The following is a 22,546-nucleotide window of genomic DNA, read 5'->3' on the forward strand; positions in this document are numbered from 1 at the left end:
CCCCGAGCCGGTGCCATGGCAGTCGGGATACGGTGCGGGAGTCGATGGTTCCATACTGCTCGACATCAACGAAGCTGAACGGCGTACCGACACGATCGGACTCGCCCACAACGTATCGCCGATGATGCCCTCGTCGCCCACCATGTTGGCGCCGACATCATGATCCGCACCGGCTGGGTCGGCCATCTCGATGCCCTATCATCAAACGATTGATCGAGGTTGGCAGAGATGGCATTCTCGTGCTGCGCGGTGGCGTGAATACCCGTGAACGGCAAGCCGGCACCCAGACAATCGTGTCCCGATTATGGCAATCGATTGTTTATCGGTCTGTACCCTGCGGAAGTCGCAGATTCAGGTCTTGGCTGAGCTATTGGCGAGCCGGAGGGTCAGCTGCCTGGCCCATTTCCTGTTTCGCTTCGGCGGCGCTGTCCGATCGTGATTGGTCTCGACTTCGTAGCGACGAATGTAGGCGCTGGAGAATGCCTGCACTGTCGCGGTCACCGGGATGGCCAGTAGTGCGCCGGTCGCGCCGAGTAGCGCCGCGCCTGCCAGCACCGCGCCGAAGGCGACGGCCGGGTGCATGTCCATGGTGGTCGCGGTGATCCGCGGTTGCAGTACGTAGTTTTCGAATTGCTGGTAGAGCACGATGAAGCCGAGAATCCACAGGGCGGTGCTCGGGCCATGCACCAATGCCACGATCACCGGTAGCGCGCCGGCCAGATAGGTGCCTACGGTGGGGATGAATTGTGAGACCACGCCCACCCACAGCGCCAGGGCGAACGCCGAGGGCAGGTCGAGTACGCGCAAGACCAGGTAGTGCGCAAGGGTGGAGACGAGTGCGAGCAGGCCACGGGAATAGATGTAGCCGCCGGTCTTCTCCACCGCGATATCCCAGGCGCGCAGCACATGTCGCTGGTGTCGCGGCGGCAACAGCGAGCACATGGCGTGCCGGAAACGCGGCCCGTCTGCGGCGAAATAGTAGGTGAACAGCAGGATTCCGAGGGTCTGGAAGACGGCGCCGACCGCAGCGGTGCCGATGCCCCACACATTGCCCGCCAACCCGCTGAGATAATTCTCCAGGGTCGAGCTCCAGTCGGTGGCGTACTGCTGGATATCGGTGCCGGACAAGTCGGTTCGGAACGTGGAGTTGATCCACTCCACCACACGGTCGACATAATCGGGTGCGTTCTGCACCAGGGTGGTGGCCTGGTCCACCAGTAGTGCGCCGAGGGTCCATCCGAACGCGATGACGAACGCTATCAGGCCGAGAAACACCAGCCCGGTCGCGGGACCGCGGCGCATGCCGCGCCGGGAAAGCCAGTTCACCGCGGGTTCGATGGCGAAGGCGAGAAACAGGGAGACAAGCAGGACGGTGAGCAGGCCTTGTACGCGCTGGAGTATCCAGAAAGCGGCGAACAACCCGGCGACTGTCGCCGCGGCGAGCAGGAACGCGCGCAGCAGCCACGGCGGCATGCCCGCGCTGTCATTGGCAGGCTGTGTCGTTTCGGTGGTTGTCGCCGTTTCGGTGGTTGCCGTTTCGGTTGTTTTGTTGTCGTCCTCTGCGGGCACAAGGCCAACGTACCCACACCGTGGCCGGTTTCGCTGGCCGACACCGACGTGGCAACGCCAGTACCGGAAGTACGAATCACATAGTGGAGACGTCGATGACGAACCGGTAGCGCACGTCGCTGGCGACAACTCGGTCGTAGGCACCGTCGATTTCGTCGGCGGAGATCAGTTCGATCTCGGGGCCGATGCCGTGCTCGGCACAGAAATTCAGCATCTCCTGCGTCTGCGCGATGCCGCCGATCATCGAGCCCGACAGTGATCGTCGGTTCCCGGCAAGGCTGAATGGCTGCACACTCAGCGGGTTTTCGGGGAGCCCAAGGATCACCAGAGTGCCGTTCAGGGTCAGCAGCCGAAGGTAGTCGTCCATTGGCAGGTTCGCCGAGACCGTATTGATGATGAGGTCGAATCGGTTGCGCAATTCGCGGAAGGTCTGTTTGTCGCTGGTCGCGTAATAGCCGCTCGCACCGAAGCGTTTTCCGTCTTCTTGTTTGCTCAGTGAGTGACTCAGCACAGTGACTTCGGCGCCCAACGCGGCGGCGATCTTCACCCCGACGTGTCCGAGCCCGCCCATCCCGATGATCGCGACCTTCTTACCCGGCCCGGCGTCCCAGTGGCGCAGTGGCGAATACAGCGTGACGCCTGCGCACAGCAGCGGTGCGGCGACATCCAGACCGAGCCTATCGGGGATGCGGACCACGAAATTCTCGGTCACCACTACCTGTGTGGAGTAACCGCCGAGAGTGTTCCCTCCGGGCTGCACCGCCGGATCGACCTCGCTGTTGTAGGTCATCGTCGCGCCTGCGGTGCAGTACTGCTCCTCATCGGCAAGGCATGGTGCACACACCCCACAAGAGTCGACCATGCACCCGACACCGACTCGATCGCCGACCCGGTGTTTTGTTACCGCGGACCCGACCTCGGCGACTGTGCCGACGATCTCGTGTCCTGGTACGCACGGGTATCGGGTACCGACCCATTCATTACGCGCGGTGTGGATGTCGGAGTGGCAGATGCCCGCGTACTTGATGTCGATCAATACGTCGTGCGGCCCCAGTTTCCTGCGTTCGATCGTGATCTTCTCGAACGAGCCATCGGAGGCGGACATGGCGTAGGCGGCGGCTGTGCTCATAACTACATACCTACCGCTTAGCGGCATGGTTGCCAACCATGGTGCTCAGTGGCCCGGTCGTGGCTTTTTCGACACGGTCTCACAGTTCTACGGTCGAGGATGCCCGGCTGCGGCGACAATGGAACGGTCAGCGGTTCGGCTGCGGCAGGAGAGCCCAGGAGAGCCATGGACGAAGAACGGCAGCGAGAGATCGCGCGGCGCGCACGTGGTGGTGGCCGCATTCTCATCATGATCGTCACGCTCATGCTCGTGACGGTCGCTTTTCTCGGGTATGGCAGCGAACTGCCCCGTCGAGAGCAGGCTGGTGGCTCGGCCGGGATCTCGACCATGGCCGAGTCACTGAACCCGATGTGTGTTGCCGCGGCCGTGCGACCGGCCCTGGTCAGTATCAATGCTTTCACCGAACCGCTCGGCCCTGGTACCGCAGGGTCCGGCATCGTGCTCACCGCCGACGGCGAGGTGCTCACCAGCCACCATGTGATCAAGGGCGCGACCGCCGTCCGGGTGGCTGACGTCGGTGACAGCAATGTCTATGATGCGGTGGTACTGGGCTACGACTCCGGCGCCGATATCGCGCTGCTCGGTTTGTCCGAGGCTGCCGAGCTGCCGGTCGCCGCCATCGGCAGTTCGGCAGGTCTACGACTGAGCGATGAGGTTCTCGCGATCGGCAATGCCGGCGGGACCGGTGGTACGCCGACAGCGGTATACGGTCCCCTCACCGACCTCGACAGCACGATCGTGGCCGTCAACAGCGCCGATCTGTCTCGTAAAGCGCTCAGCGGCGTGTTGGAGGTCGAGGCGGCGGTCACCTCGGGACAGTCCGGTGGGGCGTTAGTGGATCGGAATGCGGCCGTAGTCGGGGTCATCGCCGCGGCCTCGGGCGACCCGCTGCACGCCGGGGTGCGCCCGCCGAATGGTTATGCGGTGCCGATCGATGTGGCGATGCGGGTGGTCCAGCAGATCCGAACCGGTATCCCGACCGACACCGTGCACATTGGTCCGACGGCCACTCTCGGCGTACTCGTCTCGAACGCGGTGCCGTTCGGCACGGGCGTCCGGGTTGAAGAGGTGGTCGACGGTATGCCTGCCCAGGTCGTCGGGCTGGTCGTGGGGGAGGTGATCGTCTCGGTCGACGATCGCGCCATTACTACCACGCAGTCCCTGCGTAGTGCGCTGAACACACGTAAACCGCATGACACGGTCAGGTTGGGGATCAATGGGGTGGGTGGACAGCGCACGGTGGCGGTCATGCTGGCCGCAGGGCCACCGAACTGATTCGGTCGGAATCAGACCAGAGACATCCAATAGTCCTGGAAACGCAGGAACACCAGCAGTAGCACCACTGTGAAGAACAGTGCGACGATAGTCCAGCGCCACTCGGCCAGCACGCCCAGCGGCCCCTTGATTTGTCCCCATAACTGCTCGGTTACCACCGCGAGCAGCGGCGTGACGACTGCCCAAACCACCATGCAGTACGGGCACAGCGCGTTGATCCGATAAAGCGACTGGAAGATCAGCCAGCAGATGAAAACGACGCCGAGCAGGTTACCCAGCCACAAACCGCCCCAGATCCAGCGCGGAAAACCCACGCCTGCCACCGATAGCACCCCGAGGGTGACTACGACGGCGAACCCGACGATGCCGATCAGCGGATTCGGGAATCCGAATACCGCGGCCTGATCGGTCACCATTACCGACCCGCAGGACAGAATCGGGTTGATGCTGCACGACGGCTTGTAGCCGGGGTCGACAAACAGCTTGAACCGTTCCAATGTCAGAGCTGCCGAGGCCACCCAACCGATCAGTCCACCGATCAGCAAGATCCACGCTGTGCGTCGTCCCGCGGTCGTCATGGCTTCGCTGCGGCGGCGGCGATTACGGGTCCGAGGCCACCGGGGGTCATGAGTGCCTTCGGCTGATCGACCTGCTTGCCGTCGACGAACACTGTCGGGGTGGACTTGACACCGCTCTTCAGTACATCCGCGGTGCGCGCTTTGATGTATTTGTCGTACTTACGATCGGTGATACAGTCGGCGACTGTGTCGTAGCCCGCCTCCTTGGCGATCTGGATCAGCTGATCGTTGGACAGGCCCGCGCCGCCTTCCGGGGGCTGTCGCTTGTACATCGTCGCCAGCCACGCCTGATACTTCGTCGGATCGGCCTCAGCGACGCAGTAGGAGGCGTTCGCACCCCGCGACGAGTACTGCGTGGTCGACCCCCGGTCCAGGAACGCGATCACGTTGTACTCGACCGCCGCGGTGCCGTTGTGCACCGCATCCATGAGCACTTGACCGTTGAAGTCTTCGAAAGCTTTGCAGGCAGGACACTGCAAGTCGGCGACGACCCGGACCGTGACCTTCGCATCCGGCTTGCCGATCCGGATGGCGCCGTTGTCGGTGATCGAGCCGGAGATGCCGCTAGGGTCCTGGTTCGCGGTCGCCGCGATGGACGGGATGGGGCCGGGATCGTCCCTGCGGGCTTTCTTCGCCGCGACGCTGATACCGATGGCGGTGATCAATGCGATGAGCACAGCGGCGACAGCCACCTGGATCAAGATATTCCGATTTCGGTCGGCTCCTCGCGCCGCCAGCAGCGGGTTCGATTTCCCACCCTGCTTTTTGCCCACCGTGCGCTCACCTCGCCTTTCGTTCAATGGACGGTTCTTGCCGTCACGATGGTAGATCGCGGCGGCGCTTTCGTGCCCGTGGGCCGCGTCCGTCGAGGTCAACAACGCTCGCTCGGCTCGGCTGGGTCGGATTGCTCGCTCGGCTCGGCTGGGTCGGATTGCTCGCTCGGCTCGGCTGGGCCGGATTGCTCGCTCGGCTCGGCTGGGCCGGAGCGATCGCCACGACATATCCGGAAAGTGAGCGCGGCCCGAACCGAGGCTACGCCTGTGCCAGGCGCCGTTTCTGCTCCGCGATATCGAACAACGCCGGGGGCCAGTCGAGCTTCAAACGCAGGAAAGCTGCGATGAGCAGTTCGGTGACGGCTAGGCGGGCGAACCATTTGTGGTCGGCGGGCAGGACATACCAGGGTGCGTATTCGGTCGACGTGCGGTCCAGCACCGCCTGGTATGCCTCCTGGTATGCGGGCCAGAACGCACGTTCATCGATGTCGGCCGACTTGAACTTCCAGTATTTGTCCGGGCGGTCCAATCGCTCGGCGAGCCGTTTCTTCTGTTCGTCGAGCGAGATGAACATGGCGACCTTCACCAATAAGGTGCCCTCGTCGACGAGTTCACGCTCGAAAGCGTTGATCTCGTCGTAGCGTAGCTCCCACTCGGTGGGGGGTACCAGATTGTGCACCCGCACTACCAGCACATCTTCGTAGTGTGAACGATCGAATACCCCTAGCTGACCCGCCCGTGGCAGTGCTTTACGGATACGCCACAGGTAATGGTGGCGTCTTTCTTCTTTGGTCGGCACGCTGAATGCCGCGTGGTCGACCCCTTGTGGGTCGACCGAACCGATGACGTGCCGGACGATACCGCCCTTGCCTGCGGTATCCATGCCCTGTAAAACCAATAGCACGCTGCGCCGGTCGCCGGACCGGCCGTTCGCGTACAGCTTCTCTTGGAGGTCCGACAGCACCAGGCTGCGCTCGGCGAGTAGTTGGGTGCCCGCCGTTTTGTCTCCCCGGAACCCGGGAAGTCCGGAGGTTTTGAGTTCGGCGACCCGCAAACCGTCGGCGCGCAAAGCCTCGGTCGGCGTGACCGCCCAGTGTTTGGTCATGCTGTCCACTTAACCATTCGTGTGTCCCAACAGAGTCACACATGCGCGAGGCGGGCTAGCTGCGCGGCGAACTCTCGGTCCGACACCGGGGCGAGAACGAGGTCGTGCGTGGTGGTGAGCAGGTAGCGCCCATCACCGCTGAAGTCCAACCAGGTGCGGTGGCGGGTAGGTGGGGACATGGGATCGTCCGGTTCCACCGTGACGGTGATGAAGCCGCGCCCATCGACCGGCTTACGCAGCGTCCGGCGGAATCGCGCCGGGCCGCGCTGGCCATTGGTGATGGATGGTTCGGCGAGGTCCGGACTCAGCACCGCGTCCTGCGGCTCACGCATCGGAGCGAGCCGACCCGGCTGTGCGGAGCCGATGATCCGCACCAGATGTTCTCCTACCGTGCGAGCATGGCACGCCAGCACGGTCATCGTCTCCTGAGTAGCGACCAGGATGCCCGCGTGGTTGTGCACCATTGCGGCGAAGGCGAGGATTCGTTCGGTTTCTGTGTCGCGATCCCCACGATTGTGCTCCGCGTGCGGGCGTGAGGTGCGTTCGCCGGAGATCGTGATGGTGGTCGCGTCATTCCGTGCGCAGAGCATCAACGCGGCGGCCAGGTCGGGGTCGGCTTGGCGGGCGAAGCGCTGCGGCAAGCGCAGTGCTCGGTACTCCGCTTCGGTGCGCACCGTTGCCGACGGAATCATGTTGACTGGGTAAGGTCTGCGATCCAGGCCCGTTTCGTTCGTCCAGACATGGGTGAATTCGTCTGAGGTGAGTACCCATTTCACCGCGCGCGGCCTCCACGGACAGCGTCGGGACTCGCCGGGCCGCCATCGCTTGCCGCCGGACCTTCCGGTGGCCGAGCGAACTGGGGAACGCGGTCGCCGGTAGCGGGCATCGTCGGGTTGTAAACGTAGGTCATAGTGTCGCGGGCATCCGCTTCCAGTTCTGCGGCCGCACGATCGTGCTCCATCCTGCGTTGTCCACCATAGACAGCTTCGGCGATCGGGTCTGTCAGCGGCCGATATTGCTGGGGTGGTACAATTCCGCCTCGGATCGCTTGTGCGGCATCGCTATTGAGCTCCATCAGCCGTGCGGCCGCCCGGCACACATCGTGCGTTGCTTCACCCACCCTGATGAATTGCCTGGTCGCCGCCGCGGCGGCGTCAGCGGTCCGGCCGGACCAACATGCGAACTCACGAGTGGTGGCGTCGGAGAAGGACTGGAACGCATCGGCCACCGCGGTGGCATTGGCTTGCCATGCCGCGGCTGTCCGGCCGAGCGCCGACGCGTCGAGCATCTCGTGTACCAGCTCCCATATCTCTTGGTGGGTGTAGGCGCCGAATATTTCCCGATCCGGCGCATAGGCGGGATCGTTCGCACCGCTGGAGAATCCAGCGAGTTCCCGCCGGATGCCGTCAGCGGACGCGCGAGCGGTGGAATCTGTCATGATTGTCCCCTCAGCTGGCCCCGGTCTGCGAGCGCTCGCTCATCAAGGCTCCAGATACTCGGTGATCAGCCGTAGCGCGGCTCGATTCGCCGCCTCCGCGTCGGCCAGCCGGTTGGCCGCTGCCAAGTACGCGGCCTTGAACAGCAGTGCCGTTTCCTGGAATGCCGCGAGGGTGTCGAGGTATTGCCTACCCTTATCGGCGAACCCGCGGGTGAGTCCTTGTCCGGTCGGCAGGTCGGGAAAGCCGGACACATCGGTAACAAGATGTCCATCGGCCATCGCGCGTCGCAGATCGTCGACCAGTTTGTCGCATGCGGCAGCGAGATTCTCGGCGACCGCCGTGTCCAGCTCGAACGGTTCTCCTCCGCCGTTGCCGATGGCCGCGGCGTACAGCTCCCGCGCTGCCGCCTGTCCGGTATCGGGTACCGCCATCCGGAAGCCCCCTTCCGCTCGGTCATGCCCGTGCCGTGCTGAATTCGAACTCTACCGGGCAATATCACACTGTAGACCGCCTTGGTGGTGGCTTGTGGGGCTCGAGGGGGTCGGCACTGTCGTTGCTACACTGGCCAGCGTCCCGAGGGGCGGCGTCTGTGGCGGAAGGCGACCGGTGGCTGAAATAGATGATTTACTACCGAAATACCTGCAGATCTCCGGGTATCTGCGTGAGCGGATCGAGCGTGGTGAGCTGGCGCCAGGCGCCGAGGTTCCTTCGGAGCGGGAACTCGCCGCATCCTGGAAGGTAGCCAGGCCTACTGCGGCCAAGGCGTTGAATACCTTGCGCCAGCAGGGAATTGTACGGTCCCGTAGAGGTTCGGGCACCTATGTGGCTGATCGGGTAGTCCGGATGCGCGAGAGCGCGCCTCGATACGGCACGCTTTTCCCCGCGGACAGGTCGCTGACGGTACTCGAATCCGGGATGGTCGAAGGGCCCTCTGAGGTTACTGATGCGCTCGGTCTGCCTTCTGGCGCCATGGTTGTCATGCGTAAGGAATCGAGTACCGATAATTCCGACTCGATGGTGTTGCTGACCTCATGGTTCCCCGGCGAATTCGCCGAATCAGCGGCACGCCTGCTCGCCGGCGCGCATCTACCGAGCGGAATCTCGCGTTATCTGGAATCCGCGACCGGCCGCGGTATTGCGGTTGTGCGCGAGCGTATCGGTGCGCGCCTGGCCAAGGCCGACGAGCGCAGTCTTCTCGCGCTGCCACATCCGGCCGCGGTCTCGATCGTGCACCGGATCTGCCTCGATCACGAGGGCAGCGCCCTCGTATTCTGCGAAGCCGTGCACCCGACCGGTAGCTGGGCATTACGGCAGGAGTATTCCGCCAGTTCAGTGCCCGATTTCCACTGTTGACACACCGTGCCCACAACTGGCATAGTCCACTTATCGGAAGTGTCGAAGGGGGAGTTGCGATGTTCGATCAGTTGACCATCGGTGGATGGGTGATCGTAGGGGAGCACTGCTCGGTACGGCTGGCGCCCCTGCCTCGCGACAACTACCTCGCATTCATCTTCGAAAGCAGCGGAATCGAATTCGAGCTCGCCCTGGCACCCGCGATTCTGCATCGCATGGCCGATCTCGGTGCCGCATGGCCGCCCGGCGTGGTGGAAGCGGGCTGAGCGGCCGCTGTCGTCGGTGTGTCACCGAGTTTCGATGGCACACCGACGAACTCGCTCAGATTCTGTTGACAGTGATGGTGATGCCTGCCGCGCGCAGTCGATCGGTGAGTGCATCGCCCATCGCGGAGGCGGGGGTGAGGATGCCCGCGAGTTCGGGTTGTTTGTCGGTGTCGAATGCCAAGCACAGGCCGCTCTCACCGAGCAGCACCGCGGTGCCCTGGTATCCGGGGTCGCCGGAGCCGGAGAAAGTCGCCAGGTATTTCGCCCCCGAGGTGGTGTGCGCGACAGTCTTCATGGTGAACCAGCCTCGTTCGCGGGATTTCTTGTTCGGTCCGGTGCCCGGTTCGGGCAGGATCCAGTCCAAGAACTTACGGCCTACCGAGGTCCGTGACAGCAGCGCGCCTGCCGCCATGACTGCCACGATGCCGCCGGTCATACCTGCTGCCAGCAGCGGTGCTATCGGCGAGTTTCCGGTGCTCATCACCTCGCGGTAACGGAAATTCTTGCCGTAGGGCCAGTCGAGCAGACCATTGCTGCGGCGCACGAGCTTCGTATTGGCGTTGGCCATGATGAATGTGCCCACCCAACCGTCCAGGCTCGAGTCGATCGCGCTCGCCCGCGACAGCGCCACATCGATTTGGTGACCGAGGTCGGGCTCCCTGGATTTGTCGGGGCTCAGCGAGTACGGGTCCGACATCACCGCGCTCTTGGCCGAGTCGGCGGCGAGCGCCTCCATCGTGGCCCGCGTCGAATCGACAGTGCCGCCGCTGACGCCGCCTCTGGCCGAGGCCACCAGCGTGGTGTCGGCGAGTTCGCCGGTGTTGTCCTCGACAGTGCTGCGGTAGAGCTGGTACACGCTCAGATCGGAGGGGATGGAGTCGTATCCGCAGGAGTTCACGATTTTCGCGCCGGTAGCGGCGGCTTGTTCGTGGTAGGTGTCGATGGCGTCGCGGATGAACAGTGGTTCGCCGGTGAGGTCGGCATAGTGGGTTCCGGCTTTGGCGCAGGCTGCGACCAGGGGCATTCCGTAGCGCAGGTAGGGGCCGACGGTGGTGACGACCACTGTGGTGCGTGTGGCGAGTTCGTCCAGTGCGGTGTGGTCGGTGGCGTCGGCCACGATGAGGTCCCAGGTCGCGGCTTCGTCGCCGAGTTCGTCGCGTACGGTGGTCAGTTTGTCCAGTGATCGTCCGGCCAGGGCGATGCGTGCGTTTTCCGGTGCGGCGCTTGCGAGGTACTGCGCGGTCAGTTTGCCGACGAAACCCGTCGCACCGAAGAGGACCAAGTCGAATTCCCGAAGATCTGCCATGGTCTTGCATTCTCCTGTGTGCGGCTGGTCTGAAGCTACTTTTAGGGTCGGCTCGGGTTACTGCGGCACAGCGTGATCGTTGCTGGAACAGCAGAAGCGCGGGAACAAGCGGGACGAAGCATCAGTCGCGGTCGACGGTGATGGTGATGTCTGTCGCGCGTAGTCGATCGGTGAGTGCATCGCCCATCGCGGAGGCGGGGGTGAGGATGCCCGCGAGTTCGGGTTGTCTGTCGGTATCGAACGCCAGGCACAGGCCGCTCTCCCCGAGCATCATCGCAGTGCCGTTGTATCCGGGGTCGCCGATGCCGGAGAAAGTCGCCAGGTATTTCGCCCCCGAGGTGGTGTGCGCGATTGTTTTCGTAGTGAACCAGCCTCGTTCGCGGGATTTCTTGTTCGGTCCGGTACCAGGTCGGGGCAGAACCAGGTCCAAGAGCTTGCGGCCTACCGAGGTCCGTGACAGCAGCGCGCCCACTGTCATTATCGCCTCGATGCCGCCGGTCATACCTGCTGCCAGCAGTGGTGCTATCGGCGAGTTTCCGGTGCTCATCACCTCGCGGTAACGGAAATTCTTGCCGTAGGGCCAGCCGAGCAGACCATTGCTGCGACGCACGAGCTTCGTGTCATGCGTAGCGAAGATGTAGGTGCCTACCCAGCCGTCCAAGGCCGGGTCGATCGCGCTCGCCCGTGACAGTGCTCTATCGGATTGGTGGCCGAAGTCGGATTCTCTGGACTTGTCCGGGCTCAGCGAGTAGGGATCCGAGATCACCGCGCTCTTGGCCGGGTCGACGGCGATCGCCTCCATCGTGGCGCGGTTGGAATCAATAGCGCCGCCGCTGACGCCGCTTTTGATCGCGGCTATAGCCGTGGTGTCGGTGAGTTCGCCGGTGTTGTCCTCGACAGTGCTGCGGTAGAGCTGGTACACGCTCAGATCGGAGGGGATGGAGCCGTATCCGCAGGAGTTCACGATTTTCGCGCCGGTAGCGGCGGCTTGTTCGTGGTAGGTGTCGATGGCGTCGCGGATGAACAGTGGTTCGCCGGTGAGGTCGGCATAGTGGGTTCCGGCTTTGGCGCAGGCTGCGACCAGGGGCATTCCGTAGCGCAGGTAGGGGCCGACGGTGGTGACGACCACTGTGGTGCGTGTGGCGAGTTCGTCCAGTGCGGTGTGGTCGGTGGCGTCGGCCACGATGAGGTCCCAGGTCGCGGCTTCGTCGCCGAGTTCGTCGCGTACGGTGGTCAGTTTGTCCAGTGATCGTCCGGCCAGGGCGATGCGTGCGTTTTCCGGTGCGGCGCTTGCGAGGTACTGCGCGGTCAGTTTGCCGACGAAACCCGTCGCACCGAAGAGGACCAAGTCGAATTCCCGAAGATCTGCCATGGCATTATCCTCTGTTGTCGCGTGCCGTTCAGTAACTACCGTTCAGTGACTACTTCGAAGACCTCATCCGCGACTGTTTCTTCGGAATAGCTGGATGGTAGCGAAGCCAGGCTCACTGCGGATAGCCACGAAGAAGACCCTGGGCGCGTCGTGCGATACGGTGAGACGTCTGTGATGCGAAGCACAGCTTCTTCGGACAGTTTAGCCCGTACTGCCTCAGACCTGCTCACATGGTCAGTTGCGTCCATAGTGCGCGGACCGCCGAACCGGTCGTCACCGCGCCCGGTTCGACGCATCGTTCGCGTCCGGCTCAGCCAAGTGCACGGCTACGCCGAATGATCCCTGAACTTCGGCGAACGGTCCGGTGGGCAACCGGGCGAACAGCCTGATCAACCTTCCACGGGTGACTCGACAGCAGGCAGTACGTGTGGCCGAGCATTGAATACTTCGGGCGAACCACCCGCGCGGGCCATGCCCTCGAGGGCGCTCCATGACATCATGGTGAGGTAGTCGATCACGGTATCGCGGGGCAGCGACTTGTCGGTGGTCCACCAATGCGTCGCCAGCTGGATACCGCCGACCAGGACATAAGACGTCAATGCCGCGCCTTCGGTCCGAACGCCGAGCTTCCGTGCACGATCGGTCATGATCGTGCACACCACTTCGGCGAAGATCTTTTCGAACTCCGCGAGCGAGGATTGGTCGGCCGATCCATTGCCCATGATGAAGTGGTAGACCTCGGGATTTTCGTCGACGGTACCGACGTACTCGGCCAGCGCGGAGCGAACCAATTGGTATTCATCGGCGTCCAGGCTGATCGCGTTGTACACCCGTGGCATCAATGTAGTCTCGATGAACCGCTGCATGGTCGCGTGGACCAAGTCGTTCTTATCGGAGAAGTACCGATAGAGCACGGTCTTGGAGACACCGATCTCCGCGGCTATCTCGTCCATACCCGCGCTGCTGCCGCGGGCGCGCACTGCCGCGAGGGTGCCGTCGACGAGCTCTGCGCGACGATCGATCTTGTGTTGTCGCCACCGGCGTTTGCGGCCGTCCGTGTGGCCGCCGCGCAGCGCGGACGGTCGCTCGTCGGTGGCGACAAGATTCTCGGTGGACAGCGTGCACCCCCTTGCTCTGCAGTGCTCTTTCGTTGCTCTTCTGCCTCCAGCTTATGTGTCGAACACCTGTAGTACGCCTGTTTAGCTGCCGGATGCGGTAGGAACCACAGTTTCAGGCATGCTCGGCGTGCCGAGATCCTCTTGTCGGAGTGCGCTTCTTCATGGGTCACCTCTTCATGAGCACAGCAGAATGGGAGGCATGGAGAAAGCCCCCGGCAATACTGCGGTGCTGGACGTCCCCGCCGCGCCACCCGCCGCGCCACTCGGGCTGGCCGCTGCGCTCGACGAGGCAGCCAAGCGCCGTGACCTCTGGCGGATGAAGGCGTTCGCCACTGGCCTGCTCGCGCTGGCTACCGTGATCTATCTGTTTTGTCGCTGGATCGAATCACGGGGCGCGGGTGGCGACTGGGTCGGTTATCTGCGGGCGGCATCGGAGGCGGGCATGGTCGGAGCTTTGGCGGACTGGTTCGCGGTGACCGCGCTGTTTCGACACCCGCTCGGCTTACCCATCCCGCACACCGCGATCATCCGGCGGAAGAAGGATCAGCTCGGCACCAGTCTCGGCGCCTTTGTCGGCACTAATTTCCTTGCACCGGAAGTTGTTTCGGCAAAGTTGTTTTCCGCGCGTATCTCATGGCGAGTGGGATGCTGGATCGCCGACCCCGCTCATGCCGCTCGGGTGGCACAAGAGAGTTCGGCGATCCTGTGTGCCATCATCGGGGTCCTGCGGGACGAAGATGTCGAACAGGTGATCGACAACACCATTGTCAAGCGGATCGCTGAGCCGCTGTGGGGGCCGCCTATTGGCCGGGTATTGGCAGAATTGCTTGCCGACGACCGGCAAAAGGCCCTCTTGGATTTGCTCGCCGAGCGTGCGCACCAATGGGCGCTCGGAGCGCAGGAGACGATCGATCGAATCGTATTCCGAGACGCACCGCAGTGGGCGCCGAAATTCGTCAACATCATGCTTTCCGAACGAATTTACCGGGAGCTGGTCGAGTTCACCTGGAAAATCCGTACCGACCCCGAGCACGAGGTGCGTGCCGCGGCGAATCGGTTTCTACAGGAATTCGCCGATGACTTGCAATACGACGAGGCCATGATCAAGAAGGCGGAACGGGTCAAGGCGCAGATTATGGGTCGTACGGAAATCACTGGGATGGCCCAGGCCACATGGCGTGCGGCGAAGCGGCTGATCCTGGAGTCCGCCGAGGATCCGAACAGCACCTTGCGGCGCAAGATCGCCGAGAATGTCCAGCAGCTGGGTGAACGATTGCGCGATGATTCCGACATGCGCGTGAAGGTGGACGGTTGGATCGACCGTGGTGCTCGCTACCTGGTGGAGAACTATGCTGAGGAAATCAGCACCCTGGTCACCGACACGGTTGCCAGGTGGGATGCCGAGGAAGCCAGCAAGAAGATCGAATTGCAGGTCGGTCGAGATCTGCAGTTCATCCGTATCAATGGAACTGTGGTCGGATCGCTTGCAGGACTAGCGATCTACACGATTTCTCACCTGATGTTCGGCGGCTGATCCGTTGCGTATGGATCGTTTGCCGAAACTCTGCTAGCAGACTGCTTGCAATTGCTAGCACTCTATTTTAGAATCGTACCCGTACAACCGCCAGAAGGTGAGTGATGGTAGACCAGCCCGAGGTTTCCACCGAGTACGCCCGACGATCGGATGAGCACTTGTCCGATGCCGGGGAGCGAGGGGGGCGTGTTGTCAACGCGGCGCACGATATCGGAAGCTTCATCAGAGCGCAGCGTGAAGCCGCGCAAGTTTCGCTGCGTCAACTCGCTCAGCTGGCGGGGGTGAGCAATCCGTATCTCAGTCAGATCGAGCGTGGATTGCGTAATCCGTCCGCCGAGGTGCTCACGCAGATCGCCAAGGCGCTGCGTGTCTCCTCGGAGGTGTTGTACGTACAGGCCGGCTATCTAGAGCAGCGGGCGCACAGTCCGGTCCGGGACGCCCTGCTTGCCGATACATCGATCAGTGAGCGGCAAAAGCAGGTGCTGCTGGACATTTATGAATCGTTTCGCCGGGAAAACGGGGGAAGCGAGGCAGGGGGGGATACATGGGACAGCGAGGTTCCGCGCACAACAACCGACACTCCGCCACGCCAGGAGAACGAAACATCATGACCGAGAAAAACGCCACTGTAACCAAACCTCTGCTCGCCACCGTCGGTGCCGGCGACGCGCTCTATGCCGCTGTCAACGATGTCGTCACACAGGTACGTGAGCGTACGGCTACTACCGAGGTGCAGGCACGGGTGGAGGAGGCCCGTGAGCGCTTCGCCAATGTGCCCGCTGACGTACAGGCCCAGTTCGGCTCGTTGCGCGAGCGGTTGTCCGGACTGCCTTCGGAGCTGCCGGAGGATCTCGCCGAGCTACGTGAGAAGTTCACCCCCGAAGAGCTCCGTGCCTTGGCCGAAAAGTACTACCACCAAGCGCTCGACATCTACACCGATCTCGCCACCCGGGGCGAGGAGACTATCGAACGGTTGCGCGCCAACCAGCTCGTCGAGGATCGGCTCGGCCAAGTCGAAACCCTTTACGACGATGCGGTGAGTCGGGCCGAGGGAGTGCTCGGGCGGGTCAATGAGCTGTTCGGTCGCCCGGCGAGTACCGAAGGACATGAGGCCGAGGGCGTGTCGGGCGCCGAGGTCGTGGAGGCAGAGTTCGTGGAGGCAGAGGTCGTCGAGGTGACCACCGAGTCCACCCCTGCTCCTGTGACGAACGGTGCGCCGAAGAAGGCTCCGGCCAAGAAGGCGACCTCCGCTGCCAAGAAGGCTTCGGCGAAGAAGGCTCCCCCGAAGGATGTCTGAACGTTCCGTAGTCACTTGCTAGTCGATGCCTTCGTGCACCCGTGGTGTACGGAGGTATCGCTTCTATGATGGGTGGGGGCTTCTATGATGGGTGGGGTGAACATGGTGCACGGATTGACCGGGGCGATCTTGTGGGTGCTGTGGCTGGCTTTGCTCGGCGCGACGATTTTCGCGCTGATCCACGCTGTGCGTCAGCGTCCGGACGCTTTCACCGCGGTGGACAAGCTGACCAAGCCGATCTGGCTGGCGATTCTCGGGGGCGCTGTGCTCGTGCTTCTGCTCTTTCAGGCTGGTTTGAGCCTGCTTTCTTTTATCGCGGCCATCGCGACTGGTATCTATCTGACCGATGTGCGGCCCAAGGTGGACGAAGTGCAGCGGGGTCCGAGGTGGTGAGGCGATAGCCCGCTGACCGATCCGGACGCGCGCATCGGCACGAGAGGCGATATGTCTACGGTCGGCATGCTCATCCGCGTGCGTCCGGTTCGGTCCGCGCCGGTCAGGAGAAGACGACCGTCCGGTGACCGTGCACCAATACCCTTCCCTCCAAGTGCCAACGCAGTCCACGCGCCAGCACCACTCGCTCGATATCACGTCCCTGCCGGACCATGTCGCGCACTTGGTCGGCATGGTCGATACGGATGACGTCCTGCTCGATGATCGGGCCTGCGTCCAGTTCCGCTGTCACGTAGTGACAGGTGGCGCCGATCAGCTTCACGCCACGCGCGAACGCTTGGTGATAGGGGCGAGCGCCGACGAACGACGGCAAAAAGCTATGGTGGATGTTGATCGCCTTGCCCGCCCAGTGCCGACACAAATCGGCAGGTAGCACCTGCATGAATCGTGCGAGGACCACCGCGTCCGGAGTGTATGCGTCCACTAGCGCACGGACCTCGGCGAAGGCAGGGCCCCGCTCGGCCGGATCCTTCGGGAACGCCACGTAATGGAACTTTGCGCCATGTGCCGCGGTCATCGCAGCCAGGTCTTGATGATTGCTGATCACCGCATCGATAGTGGTGGGCAACTCGCCACTGACGGCGCGTCCGAGCAAGTCGTGCAGGCAATGTCCGTCTTTGCTGACCAGCAGGACGGCGCGGCGGCGTTCCCCTGAGTCCAGCAGCTGCCATTCGGCCGCAGGCCACAGGTCGATGGCTGTCCGGGCGAAACGGTCACGTAACTCAGTGATCCCGAACGGAACTGTCGCGGCTTCGATCGCCTGGCGGGTGAAGAACCAGCCGGTGCCGGGATCGGAGTGATAGCCGGCTTCCACGATCGAACCGCCGAACTCGGCGATGAACGAGGTGATCTCGGCGATGATGCCGGGACGGTCTGGGCAGACCAAGGTCAGCACGTAGCGGCGATCACCCTGATCGGATGGAGCGGAACTCATGGTCTCATTCTCCCAGGTGTGCTGTTTTCGATTTGCCGCGCGTTCGCGGCCTTTCTTGGCTCGTGTCCAGCCGACTGCGACTCACGACTGCTGCGTGCGCTGCGGGAGGCCGGACACGGCCGGGCCGCGAACGGCGCGCGGGTTCATGCGTTCGCCGGGCTCGCACTGTACGCCTATGGGCGGGATGTTCCGGTTGAGGCAGGGTCAGAGGGTATAGAACGGCTCCGGGTAGTGGAATTCGCCGACGATCTGCGAGTCATAGGCAGACAACGGCCGAACTTGGAACTGGCCCGCCCAGGCGGGTTCGTCGGGGGTGATGCCGAACCTGGCCGCGGGGACGAAGCCGAAGCGCGGATAGAATTCCAGGCTGCCGAGCAGGCCGACCAGCGGTTCGTCGAGCGCGTCGGCGGCGCCGAGGGCCGCGTGTATGAGAGCCGAGCCGATCCCGATGCCCTGATGATCGGTGAGTACACCGACCGGGCCTAGTGCCAGTACCGGGAATGGGCCCACTGTGGCCCTGGTCAGGCTCAGGTGGCCGACGACTCTGTCGTGTTCGATGGCTACTAGGGAAAGCGTAGGGATCCAACCCGCATCGCTGCGCAGGCGAGTGACGAGTCCTACTTCGGGTGGATCGGTGTTGTCCCGGTCGATGGAGGTTGCGCCACCATCGGAGGTGTGGGCGTAGTGCGGTGCGAATGCGCTGCGGTGCACCGCGGCGATAGCGGTGGCGTCCTCGGCGCGTTCGCGACGGATCAGCACGGTCTTCTCCTCCTGAACGAAGTAGGGCTCATCCGCACACGTTAGTCAGTCGACCATGGTGGAGTTGTCTCCGATGCGCCATCAACCATGAGTGTGCGGTAGGCCTCGTAGGTGCGCAATGGAATACATCCTTTGTGTGCAAGACTCTCAGCCCATGGCACAGTGGGCTACACAGACCAGGACAGAAGTGGCCGCCATGGTCGACCATACGTTGTTGGCTCCGGAAACCACCTCGGCGGAAGTCGCCGAGGTGATAGAAGACGCTCGGGCGCTGGGTGTCCTCGCGATCTGTGTATCGCCGTCGATGTTGCCGGTGCGCGCGCCAGGACTCGTGGTCGCCACGGTCGTCGGATTCCCTTCGGGGAAACATCATTCGCTGGTGAAGGGCGCCGAGGCGAGGCTGGCGGTAGAGCAGGGCGCGGCCGAGATCGACATGGTGATCGATATCGGCGCGGCCCGCGCCGGTGATTACACAGCAGTGCTCGCGGATATTGTCACGGTGCGTGAGTCCGTGGATGATCGGGCATTGCTCAAGGTGATCATCGAATCCGCCGCACTGCCGGACAAGGCAATCGTGGAAGTGTGTCGAATCGCTGAGCGTGCTGGAGCCGATTTCGTGAAGACCTCCACAGGGTTTCATCCTGCGGGCGGTGCCAGCGCCCATGCGGTGCGGTTGATGGCGGAGACGGTCGGTGGCCGGCTCGGTGTCAAGGCCAGTGGTGGTATCCGGACCGCTGAAGCGGCAGCCGAGCTGATCGCGGCGGGCGCGACCAGGCTCGGATTGTCGAGATCTCGTGCCGTGCTCGACGGTTTTCCGGACTGACCACCGGCTGCAGGCATGCGACGGGCCTTCGGGCCGTTCGGTAGAACAGGACAATCCGAGGAGCAGGCTGCGATGTGGGAGAGCGGATTTCAGCAAAGCGCTTCCGTATTGCCCTGGACGGGCTCCAGTTTGGTGCGACCGCCTGCGAGTTGGACCGCGATACCGGAGTCGGTGACCCGCACGTCCGTCGCCACCATGTCGAGTGGGTAGCTCTTCAAGCTCTGCGTGAAGATATCCAGGATGCTCTGTGCCAGATCGGAGGGCAGACCGATGCCGAGCAGTTCCGCCGATGTCGTCTCCATCTGCACTTTTCCATCCTGGATATGCGGCTTCAACTGGAGTTGGCCGATGCCGCTCAGTACCGACAGGGTGAGCGTGCCCGAGCTGGCGGAAGAGCTCACTTTGTTGACCAATCCGCCGAGCGTTTCTTTGATGCCCTCGTTGCTCCAGGTGACATCGGCGGAGGAGCTGCCGACTGAGCCTCCGTTCTGCTCATCGATTTCGACATCGTGCAAGACAGCATGGACCTTCATCCCGATGGCCGGGCCGAACTTGGTGTCATCACTGTCCACTTGTACCGAGGACACCTTGCCATCGATCCAGGTGATCAGCATCGGCTTGGCACCGAAGCGCACCGTGATCTTCGACCCCATCTCCTTTTCGAATTGGGAGCTGATGCAGCTTGCCACCGCGTGTCTGGCGTAGAGCTCTCCACCGATCAGCAGCGTGGCGAGCAGGGTCACTACTACCGCTAGCGCGATCAGCAGCATGCGCCGGTTGATCGTCGAGGTGAACGGAACTTTTGTACCCATGGGCCGATTCTTCCCGACCTTTCTGTGTCATCTCTGTGGAGGCATTGAGGGGTCAGAATGTGATGTATAGCACAGCGACTGGGCGTAGTCTGATGCCCATGATCGGCGATGCGGCGAGCCGGACAACCGGAGCCGCTGGACAAGGGTGGCGGGTGCTGCGTCGCTGGGCCGGTCGGCACGCCGGTTTCTTCACCACCAGACAGGTAGCCCGCACCGGGTGCGCTGGACGAGTGCGGACTGGTCTCGGGGACGGTTCGGTGACCAGGGCTGGGGCGGGCGTGTTCCGATTATCCGGCTGGCCGGAGGGACCGCTCGATGAATACGCGATGTGGGCGGCATGGTTCGACGGCGCTGCGGCGTTTTCTCACCAGAGCGCGGCGGAGTTGCACGGACTCGGCAGACTACATCCACAGTTCCTTCATCTGTCGGTGGCCGCCGGTCGCATGCCTGTGACACCGCGATTGGTGGTGTTGCACCGCGCGCCGACTGGTACCGATGTGGAATCGACCGGTTCGTTCCTGGTGACGACGCCGGTGCGCACGGTACTCGACCTGGCAGAGTCCGATATCGGACAGGTCGCTTTGAACGAGGTGGTAGCCGATGCGGTCGCCATCCACCGTTGTGCGGCCGACGAGATCACCGCCGCCGGGACACGGTTGTCGCCGCGCGCTGCGAAAAGAACGCACCGGGCGCTCACTACGGCATAACAGAAGCGGTCAAGAATCAGTGTGATGGCCGGGGCGATCCATCTCGGTAGGAGCCACAGCCGACCACGGCACGGACAACACATTGTCGCGCAGCCTGCGGCGGTAATGGCGGATCGGGAAACCGTCCTCGCGCAGCAACTGCACAGCCGCACGCCAACGAACTCGGGGACCGAAGGGGGTCAGTTGCGCGGCGCGGGCCCATGAGCGGTCTGCGGCGGTGAGCAGAGCATGGATCGGCTCACCGGGGACATTGCGGTGAATCAATGCTTTCGGCAGTCGTTCGGCCAGATCGGAGGGCTGCTCGACGGTGAACGGATCCCAAGCGAGGGTGAGTGAACGTGGGCCATCCTGGTCGAGCAGCACCCATGTGCATCGCCTGCCCAGTTCGTCACAGGTGCCGTCGATCAGTAGCCCATCCGGCGTCAGCCTAGACTGGATAGTCGCCCACGCATCAGGGACCGCCGATTCCGGATATTGCCGCAATACATTGAATGCGCGCACCAGGACCGGTCGCAGCCCGGCCAACTCGAACCCGCCGCGTGCGAAGGTGACGCCGTCCCGGTCGAGTGCTACACGCTGCGGGTCGATCTCCAACCCCACCACTCGCATGTCGGTGCGGACCGTGCGCAGCCGAGTGGCCAGTTCGAAGGTGGTCCATGGGCTTGCGCCGTACCCGAGGTCCACTACCAGCGGGTCAGCCGTGTCGCGTAGGCGCGCGGCAACGAACTCATCATTGACCAGCCAGCGGTCGCTCCGGCGGAGGCGATTGACGGCGGTGGTGCCGCGAGTGCTGGTGCCGACCGGCTTGGTCAGCGGGCGGGGTGGTTTTCTTCCAGCCACTGCGCCGTGAACTCGGCCTCGGCCCGGAACAAGTCGATCACGTTCACCAGCATCAGCTGTTCCAGACGCGGCCCAACCATGGGAATGAATACTTTGGCTTCCGAGGAGAAGCGCATGGTACAGCCGATTTCGGTGGGGAAAAGGCGCATGGATCCACCGAGGCTGCCCGGTCCGGCCGGAATGGACGCCGAGTACTTTCCGGTGATCTCGTCCAGCCCATAGGCACTGTAGCGCTCCTTGCGAGTGATCACCATATCCTTGCGTATGATCGTCTGCGCGATCTCCGGAAGCATGTCGCGAGGCAGAATGTGGAGCAGTTCGATCTCGATTCCGCTATCGCCCGCCTCCACCCGGCTTACCTCGTTGCGGGGTGTGTGCTTCCGCATTTCCGTCATCCGCGCTTCCCAATAGTCACGACTCGACAGCGCCCCGTACAGCTCTTTCGTAGTGTGTAGCGGGTAGCGAGCGGAGTAGTCCAGTCGGCGTGCCATGGGCCCACACGTTACTGGGTTCGAAGTACGCGCTTTGACGGGTGGGTGATAAGCGATAGCCCGGATATGGTGCGCGCCCGGCGTGTTGCCGGGCAGCGCGCCGGGCGCCGGAGTTCTGATCAGCGGGACGCGAGCCAGTCGGCGGTGAATTCCGCCTCGTTCTTCAGCAGCTCGGTGAGGTGCTCGGCGATCGCTTTCTCGATTTTGCCGCCGAACAGCGGAATCTTCACCTCGATGGTGCCTTCGGCCGTGACCGTGACATCGTCGTCGCCTGCCAGTGTGAGGGTGCCGCGCACCTCGGCGGGCGCACCCTCGACGCGGGCCTCGAAGGTGCCCGTATCTCCTGTCCAGTATTCGACGCGCGGAATGATCAGGTCGCCGGGGCGTACCGCAGTGATCGCGGCAGGCAGCAATTCGGCGGCGACGGCTTGCACCATCTCGACGCGCACTTGTTCACCGCTGATGGTGATCGACTCCAAGCGGGAGTTGGCGCCGCCGACCCGCGCGATACGATCCTTCCAGTACTGATCGTCTGCGAGGGCCGCGCGCACAGCGGCGAGGGGATGAGAGTAGCGGGCCGTGTACGCCAGCGGTGTAGCCATGAGCCGACACG

Annotated in this window: 27 protein-coding genes; 9 read left to right on the top strand and 18 right to left on the bottom strand. The window is 63.2% G+C overall.

What is annotated here, in order from left to right; all coding sequences use genetic code 11:
• The 3 genes from ACX4ZE_RS15230 to ACX4ZE_RS15240 form a co-directional block, all read right to left on the bottom strand.
• On the bottom strand, window positions 1-186 hold a 186-nt coding region (locus ACX4ZE_RS15230; RefSeq protein WP_480274083.1), incomplete at its 3' end, for a hypothetical protein.
• Between the two features lie 165 nt (window positions 187-351).
• Window positions 352-1,569 carry an AI-2E family transporter gene (locus ACX4ZE_RS15235; protein ID WP_480274084.1) on the bottom strand — a complete coding sequence of 406 codons (1,218 nt, stop codon included), beginning with the start codon at window positions 1,567-1,569 and terminating at the stop codon, window positions 352-354.
• Window positions 1,570-1,645: 76 nt separating this feature from the next.
• Window positions 1,646-2,698 carry an NAD(P)-dependent alcohol dehydrogenase gene (locus ACX4ZE_RS15240; protein ID WP_480274085.1) on the bottom strand — a complete coding sequence of 351 codons (1,053 nt, stop codon included), beginning with the start codon at window positions 2,696-2,698 and terminating at the stop codon, window positions 1,646-1,648.
• Between the two features lie 165 nt (window positions 2,699-2,863).
• Between ACX4ZE_RS15240 and ACX4ZE_RS15245 the strand changes: the two genes are divergently transcribed.
• The gene (locus tag ACX4ZE_RS15245) at window positions 2,864-3,973 is read left to right on the top strand and encodes a S1C family serine protease (RefSeq protein ID WP_480274086.1); all 1,110 of its coding nucleotides are present in this window, start codon (window positions 2,864-2,866) and stop codon (window positions 3,971-3,973) included.
• A gap of 11 nt (window positions 3,974-3,984) precedes the next feature.
• Here ACX4ZE_RS15245 and ACX4ZE_RS15250 read toward each other — a convergent pair whose 3' ends face one another.
• The 6 genes from ACX4ZE_RS15250 to ACX4ZE_RS15275 all read right to left on the bottom strand — a co-directional run bounded on the left by ACX4ZE_RS15250 (window position 3,985) and on the right by ACX4ZE_RS15275 (window position 8,299).
• Window positions 3,985-4,551 (bottom strand): vitamin K epoxide reductase family protein, encoded by a 567-nt coding sequence (locus ACX4ZE_RS15250; RefSeq protein ID WP_480274087.1) that lies wholly within the window; start codon window positions 4,549-4,551, stop codon window positions 3,985-3,987.
• The gene (locus ACX4ZE_RS15255) at window positions 4,548-5,426 is read right to left on the bottom strand and encodes a DsbA family protein (RefSeq protein WP_480274088.1); all 879 of its coding nucleotides are present in this window, start codon (window positions 5,424-5,426) and stop codon (window positions 4,548-4,550) included. The genes ACX4ZE_RS15250 and ACX4ZE_RS15255 overlap by 4 nt, the downstream gene beginning before the upstream one ends.
• Before the next feature lie 157 nt (window positions 5,427-5,583).
• Entirely contained in the window at window positions 5,584-6,429 is an 846-nt protein-coding gene (locus tag ACX4ZE_RS15260; RefSeq protein ID WP_480274089.1) for a polyphosphate kinase 2 family protein, read from the bottom strand.
• A 35-nt stretch (window positions 6,430-6,464) separates the two neighbouring features.
• Window positions 6,465-7,205, bottom strand: coding sequence for an ESX secretion-associated protein EspG (locus ACX4ZE_RS15265; RefSeq protein ID WP_480274090.1), 741 nt, complete (start codon window positions 7,203-7,205; stop codon window positions 6,465-6,467).
• A complete protein-coding gene (locus ACX4ZE_RS15270) occupies window positions 7,202-7,867 on the bottom strand; it encodes a hypothetical protein (protein WP_480274091.1) in 666 nt (221 codons plus the stop codon). The genes ACX4ZE_RS15265 and ACX4ZE_RS15270 overlap by 4 nt, the downstream gene beginning before the upstream one ends.
• Before the next feature lie 42 nt (window positions 7,868-7,909).
• Window positions 7,910-8,299, bottom strand: a complete 390-nt coding sequence (locus ACX4ZE_RS15275) for a hypothetical protein (protein ID WP_480274092.1) — start codon at window positions 8,297-8,299, stop codon at window positions 7,910-7,912.
• Between the two features lie 175 nt (window positions 8,300-8,474).
• On the opposite strand from ACX4ZE_RS15275, the gene ACX4ZE_RS15280 reads away from it, so the two are divergent.
• Entirely contained in the window at window positions 8,475-9,221 is a 747-nt protein-coding gene (locus ACX4ZE_RS15280; RefSeq protein ID WP_480274093.1) for a GntR family transcriptional regulator, read from the top strand.
• A gap of 59 nt (window positions 9,222-9,280) precedes the next feature.
• Window positions 9,281-9,487 carry a hypothetical protein gene (locus tag ACX4ZE_RS15285; protein ID WP_480274094.1) on the top strand — a complete coding sequence of 69 codons (207 nt, stop codon included), beginning with the start codon at window positions 9,281-9,283 and terminating at the stop codon, window positions 9,485-9,487.
• 55 nt (window positions 9,488-9,542) lie between these two features.
• Here ACX4ZE_RS15285 and ACX4ZE_RS15290 read toward each other — a convergent pair whose 3' ends face one another.
• The 3 genes from ACX4ZE_RS15290 to ACX4ZE_RS15300 all read right to left on the bottom strand — a co-directional run bounded on the left by ACX4ZE_RS15290 (window position 9,543) and on the right by ACX4ZE_RS15300 (window position 13,238).
• Window positions 9,543-10,793, bottom strand: coding sequence for a saccharopine dehydrogenase family protein (locus ACX4ZE_RS15290; RefSeq protein WP_480274095.1), 1,251 nt, complete (start codon window positions 10,791-10,793; stop codon window positions 9,543-9,545).
• Between the two features lie 121 nt (window positions 10,794-10,914).
• Window positions 10,915-12,165, bottom strand: a complete 1,251-nt coding sequence (locus ACX4ZE_RS15295; protein WP_480274096.1) for a saccharopine dehydrogenase family protein — start codon at window positions 12,163-12,165, stop codon at window positions 10,915-10,917.
• A 389-nt stretch (window positions 12,166-12,554) separates the two neighbouring features.
• Window positions 12,555-13,238 (bottom strand): TetR/AcrR family transcriptional regulator, encoded by a 684-nt coding sequence (locus ACX4ZE_RS15300; RefSeq protein WP_480274144.1) that lies wholly within the window; start codon window positions 13,236-13,238, stop codon window positions 12,555-12,557.
• A 361-nt stretch (window positions 13,239-13,599) separates the two neighbouring features.
• On the opposite strand from ACX4ZE_RS15300, the gene ACX4ZE_RS15305 reads away from it, so the two are divergent.
• From ACX4ZE_RS15305 to ACX4ZE_RS15320, 4 genes are all read left to right on the top strand, one after another.
• Window positions 13,600-14,817 (top strand): DUF445 domain-containing protein, encoded by a 1,218-nt coding sequence (locus ACX4ZE_RS15305; RefSeq protein WP_480274145.1) that lies wholly within the window; start codon window positions 13,600-13,602, stop codon window positions 14,815-14,817.
• A 104-nt stretch (window positions 14,818-14,921) separates the two neighbouring features.
• Complete coding sequence (locus tag ACX4ZE_RS15310) at window positions 14,922-15,428, top strand: helix-turn-helix domain-containing protein (protein WP_480274097.1); 507 nt, start codon at window positions 14,922-14,924, stop codon at window positions 15,426-15,428.
• Window positions 15,425-16,114 carry a heparin-binding hemagglutinin gene (locus ACX4ZE_RS15315; protein WP_480274098.1) on the top strand — a complete coding sequence of 230 codons (690 nt, stop codon included), beginning with the start codon at window positions 15,425-15,427 and terminating at the stop codon, window positions 16,112-16,114. Before ACX4ZE_RS15310 ends, ACX4ZE_RS15315 begins: the two co-directional genes overlap by 4 nt.
• Before the next feature lie 102 nt (window positions 16,115-16,216).
• The gene (locus tag ACX4ZE_RS15320) at window positions 16,217-16,507 is read left to right on the top strand and encodes a DUF2516 family protein (RefSeq protein WP_480274146.1); all 291 of its coding nucleotides are present in this window, start codon (window positions 16,217-16,219) and stop codon (window positions 16,505-16,507) included.
• A 103-nt stretch (window positions 16,508-16,610) separates the two neighbouring features.
• On the opposite strand, the gene purU is transcribed toward ACX4ZE_RS15320, so the two are convergent.
• Together purU and ACX4ZE_RS15330 are read right to left on the bottom strand one after the other, a co-directional pair.
• Window positions 16,611-17,501, bottom strand: coding sequence for a formyltetrahydrofolate deformylase (gene purU / locus ACX4ZE_RS15325; RefSeq protein WP_480274099.1), 891 nt, complete (start codon window positions 17,499-17,501; stop codon window positions 16,611-16,613).
• Window positions 17,502-17,705: 204 nt separating this feature from the next.
• Window positions 17,706-18,260 (bottom strand): GNAT family N-acetyltransferase, encoded by a 555-nt coding sequence (locus tag ACX4ZE_RS15330; protein ID WP_480274100.1) that lies wholly within the window; start codon window positions 18,258-18,260, stop codon window positions 17,706-17,708.
• A 154-nt stretch (window positions 18,261-18,414) separates the two neighbouring features.
• Between ACX4ZE_RS15330 and deoC the strand changes: the two genes are divergently transcribed.
• Window positions 18,415-19,083, top strand: a complete 669-nt coding sequence (gene deoC, locus ACX4ZE_RS15335; protein ID WP_480274101.1) for a deoxyribose-phosphate aldolase — start codon at window positions 18,415-18,417, stop codon at window positions 19,081-19,083.
• An 89-nt stretch (window positions 19,084-19,172) separates the two neighbouring features.
• Here the strand turns inward: deoC and ACX4ZE_RS15340 are convergent, their stop codons facing one another.
• Entirely contained in the window at window positions 19,173-19,895 is a 723-nt protein-coding gene (locus ACX4ZE_RS15340; protein ID WP_480274102.1) for an LmeA family phospholipid-binding protein, read from the bottom strand.
• A gap of 98 nt (window positions 19,896-19,993) precedes the next feature.
• On the opposite strand from ACX4ZE_RS15340, the gene ACX4ZE_RS15345 reads away from it, so the two are divergent.
• Window positions 19,994-20,602, top strand: coding sequence for a type IV toxin-antitoxin system AbiEi family antitoxin domain-containing protein (locus tag ACX4ZE_RS15345; protein WP_480274103.1), 609 nt, complete (start codon window positions 19,994-19,996; stop codon window positions 20,600-20,602).
• A 9-nt stretch (window positions 20,603-20,611) separates the two neighbouring features.
• Here the strand turns inward: ACX4ZE_RS15345 and ACX4ZE_RS15350 are convergent, their stop codons facing one another.
• The 3 genes from ACX4ZE_RS15350 to ACX4ZE_RS15360 form a co-directional block, all read right to left on the bottom strand.
• A complete protein-coding gene (locus tag ACX4ZE_RS15350; protein WP_480274104.1) occupies window positions 20,612-21,442 on the bottom strand; it encodes a class I SAM-dependent methyltransferase in 831 nt (276 codons plus the stop codon).
• Window positions 21,412-21,933, bottom strand: a complete 522-nt coding sequence (locus ACX4ZE_RS15355) for a DUF2505 domain-containing protein (RefSeq protein ID WP_480274105.1) — start codon at window positions 21,931-21,933, stop codon at window positions 21,412-21,414. The genes ACX4ZE_RS15350 and ACX4ZE_RS15355 overlap by 31 nt, the downstream gene beginning before the upstream one ends.
• 119 nt (window positions 21,934-22,052) lie before the next feature.
• Window positions 22,053-22,535 carry a DUF2505 domain-containing protein gene (locus ACX4ZE_RS15360; RefSeq protein ID WP_480274106.1) on the bottom strand — a complete coding sequence of 161 codons (483 nt, stop codon included), beginning with the start codon at window positions 22,533-22,535 and terminating at the stop codon, window positions 22,053-22,055.
• Between the last annotated feature and the right edge of the window lie 11 nt (window positions 22,536-22,546).

This window comes from Nocardia sp. TBRC8007 (genome assembly GCF_056629435.1).

Bases quoted from the DNA above. Each gene is read 5' to 3' on its own strand.
- ACX4ZE_RS15315 (WP_480274098.1), top strand. From the start codon at position 15,425: ATGACCGAGAAAAACGCCACTGTAACCAAACCTCTGCTCGCCACCGTC.
- ACX4ZE_RS15355 (WP_480274105.1), bottom strand. From the start codon at position 21,933: ATGGCACGCCGACTGGACTACTCCGCTCGCTACCCGCTACACACTACG.
- ACX4ZE_RS15270 (WP_480274091.1), bottom strand. From the start codon at position 7,867: ATGACAGATTCCACCGCTCGCGCGTCCGCTGACGGCATCCGGCGGGAA.
- ACX4ZE_RS15275 (WP_480274092.1), bottom strand. From the start codon at position 8,299: ATGGCGGTACCCGATACCGGACAGGCGGCAGCGCGGGAGCTGTACGCC.
- ACX4ZE_RS15295 (WP_480274096.1), bottom strand. From the start codon at position 12,165: ATGGCAGATCTTCGGGAATTCGACTTGGTCCTCTTCGGTGCGACGGGT.
- ACX4ZE_RS15360 (WP_480274106.1), bottom strand. From the start codon at position 22,535: ATGGCTACACCGCTGGCGTACACGGCCCGCTACTCTCATCCCCTCGCC.
- ACX4ZE_RS15340 (WP_480274102.1), bottom strand. From the start codon at position 19,895: ATGGGTACAAAAGTTCCGTTCACCTCGACGATCAACCGGCGCATGCTG.
- ACX4ZE_RS15260 (WP_480274089.1), bottom strand. From the start codon at position 6,429: ATGACCAAACACTGGGCGGTCACGCCGACCGAGGCTTTGCGCGCCGAC.
- ACX4ZE_RS15245 (WP_480274086.1), top strand. From the start codon at position 2,864: ATGGACGAAGAACGGCAGCGAGAGATCGCGCGGCGCGCACGTGGTGGT.
- ACX4ZE_RS15285 (WP_480274094.1), top strand. From the start codon at position 9,281: ATGTTCGATCAGTTGACCATCGGTGGATGGGTGATCGTAGGGGAGCAC.
- purU (WP_480274099.1), bottom strand. From the start codon at position 17,501: ATGAGTTCCGCTCCATCCGATCAGGGTGATCGCCGCTACGTGCTGACC.
- ACX4ZE_RS15345 (WP_480274103.1), top strand. From the start codon at position 19,994: ATGATCGGCGATGCGGCGAGCCGGACAACCGGAGCCGCTGGACAAGGG.
- ACX4ZE_RS15320 (WP_480274146.1), top strand. From the start codon at position 16,217: ATGGTGCACGGATTGACCGGGGCGATCTTGTGGGTGCTGTGGCTGGCT.
- ACX4ZE_RS15250 (WP_480274087.1), bottom strand. From the start codon at position 4,551: ATGACGACCGCGGGACGACGCACAGCGTGGATCTTGCTGATCGGTGGA.
- deoC (WP_480274101.1), top strand. From the start codon at position 18,415: ATGGCACAGTGGGCTACACAGACCAGGACAGAAGTGGCCGCCATGGTC.
- ACX4ZE_RS15290 (WP_480274095.1), bottom strand. From the start codon at position 10,793: ATGGCAGATCTTCGGGAATTCGACTTGGTCCTCTTCGGTGCGACGGGT.
- ACX4ZE_RS15310 (WP_480274097.1), top strand. From the start codon at position 14,922: ATGGTAGACCAGCCCGAGGTTTCCACCGAGTACGCCCGACGATCGGAT.
- ACX4ZE_RS15240 (WP_480274085.1), bottom strand. From the start codon at position 2,698: ATGAGCACAGCCGCCGCCTACGCCATGTCCGCCTCCGATGGCTCGTTC.
- ACX4ZE_RS15305 (WP_480274145.1), top strand. From the start codon at position 13,600: ATGAAGGCGTTCGCCACTGGCCTGCTCGCGCTGGCTACCGTGATCTAT.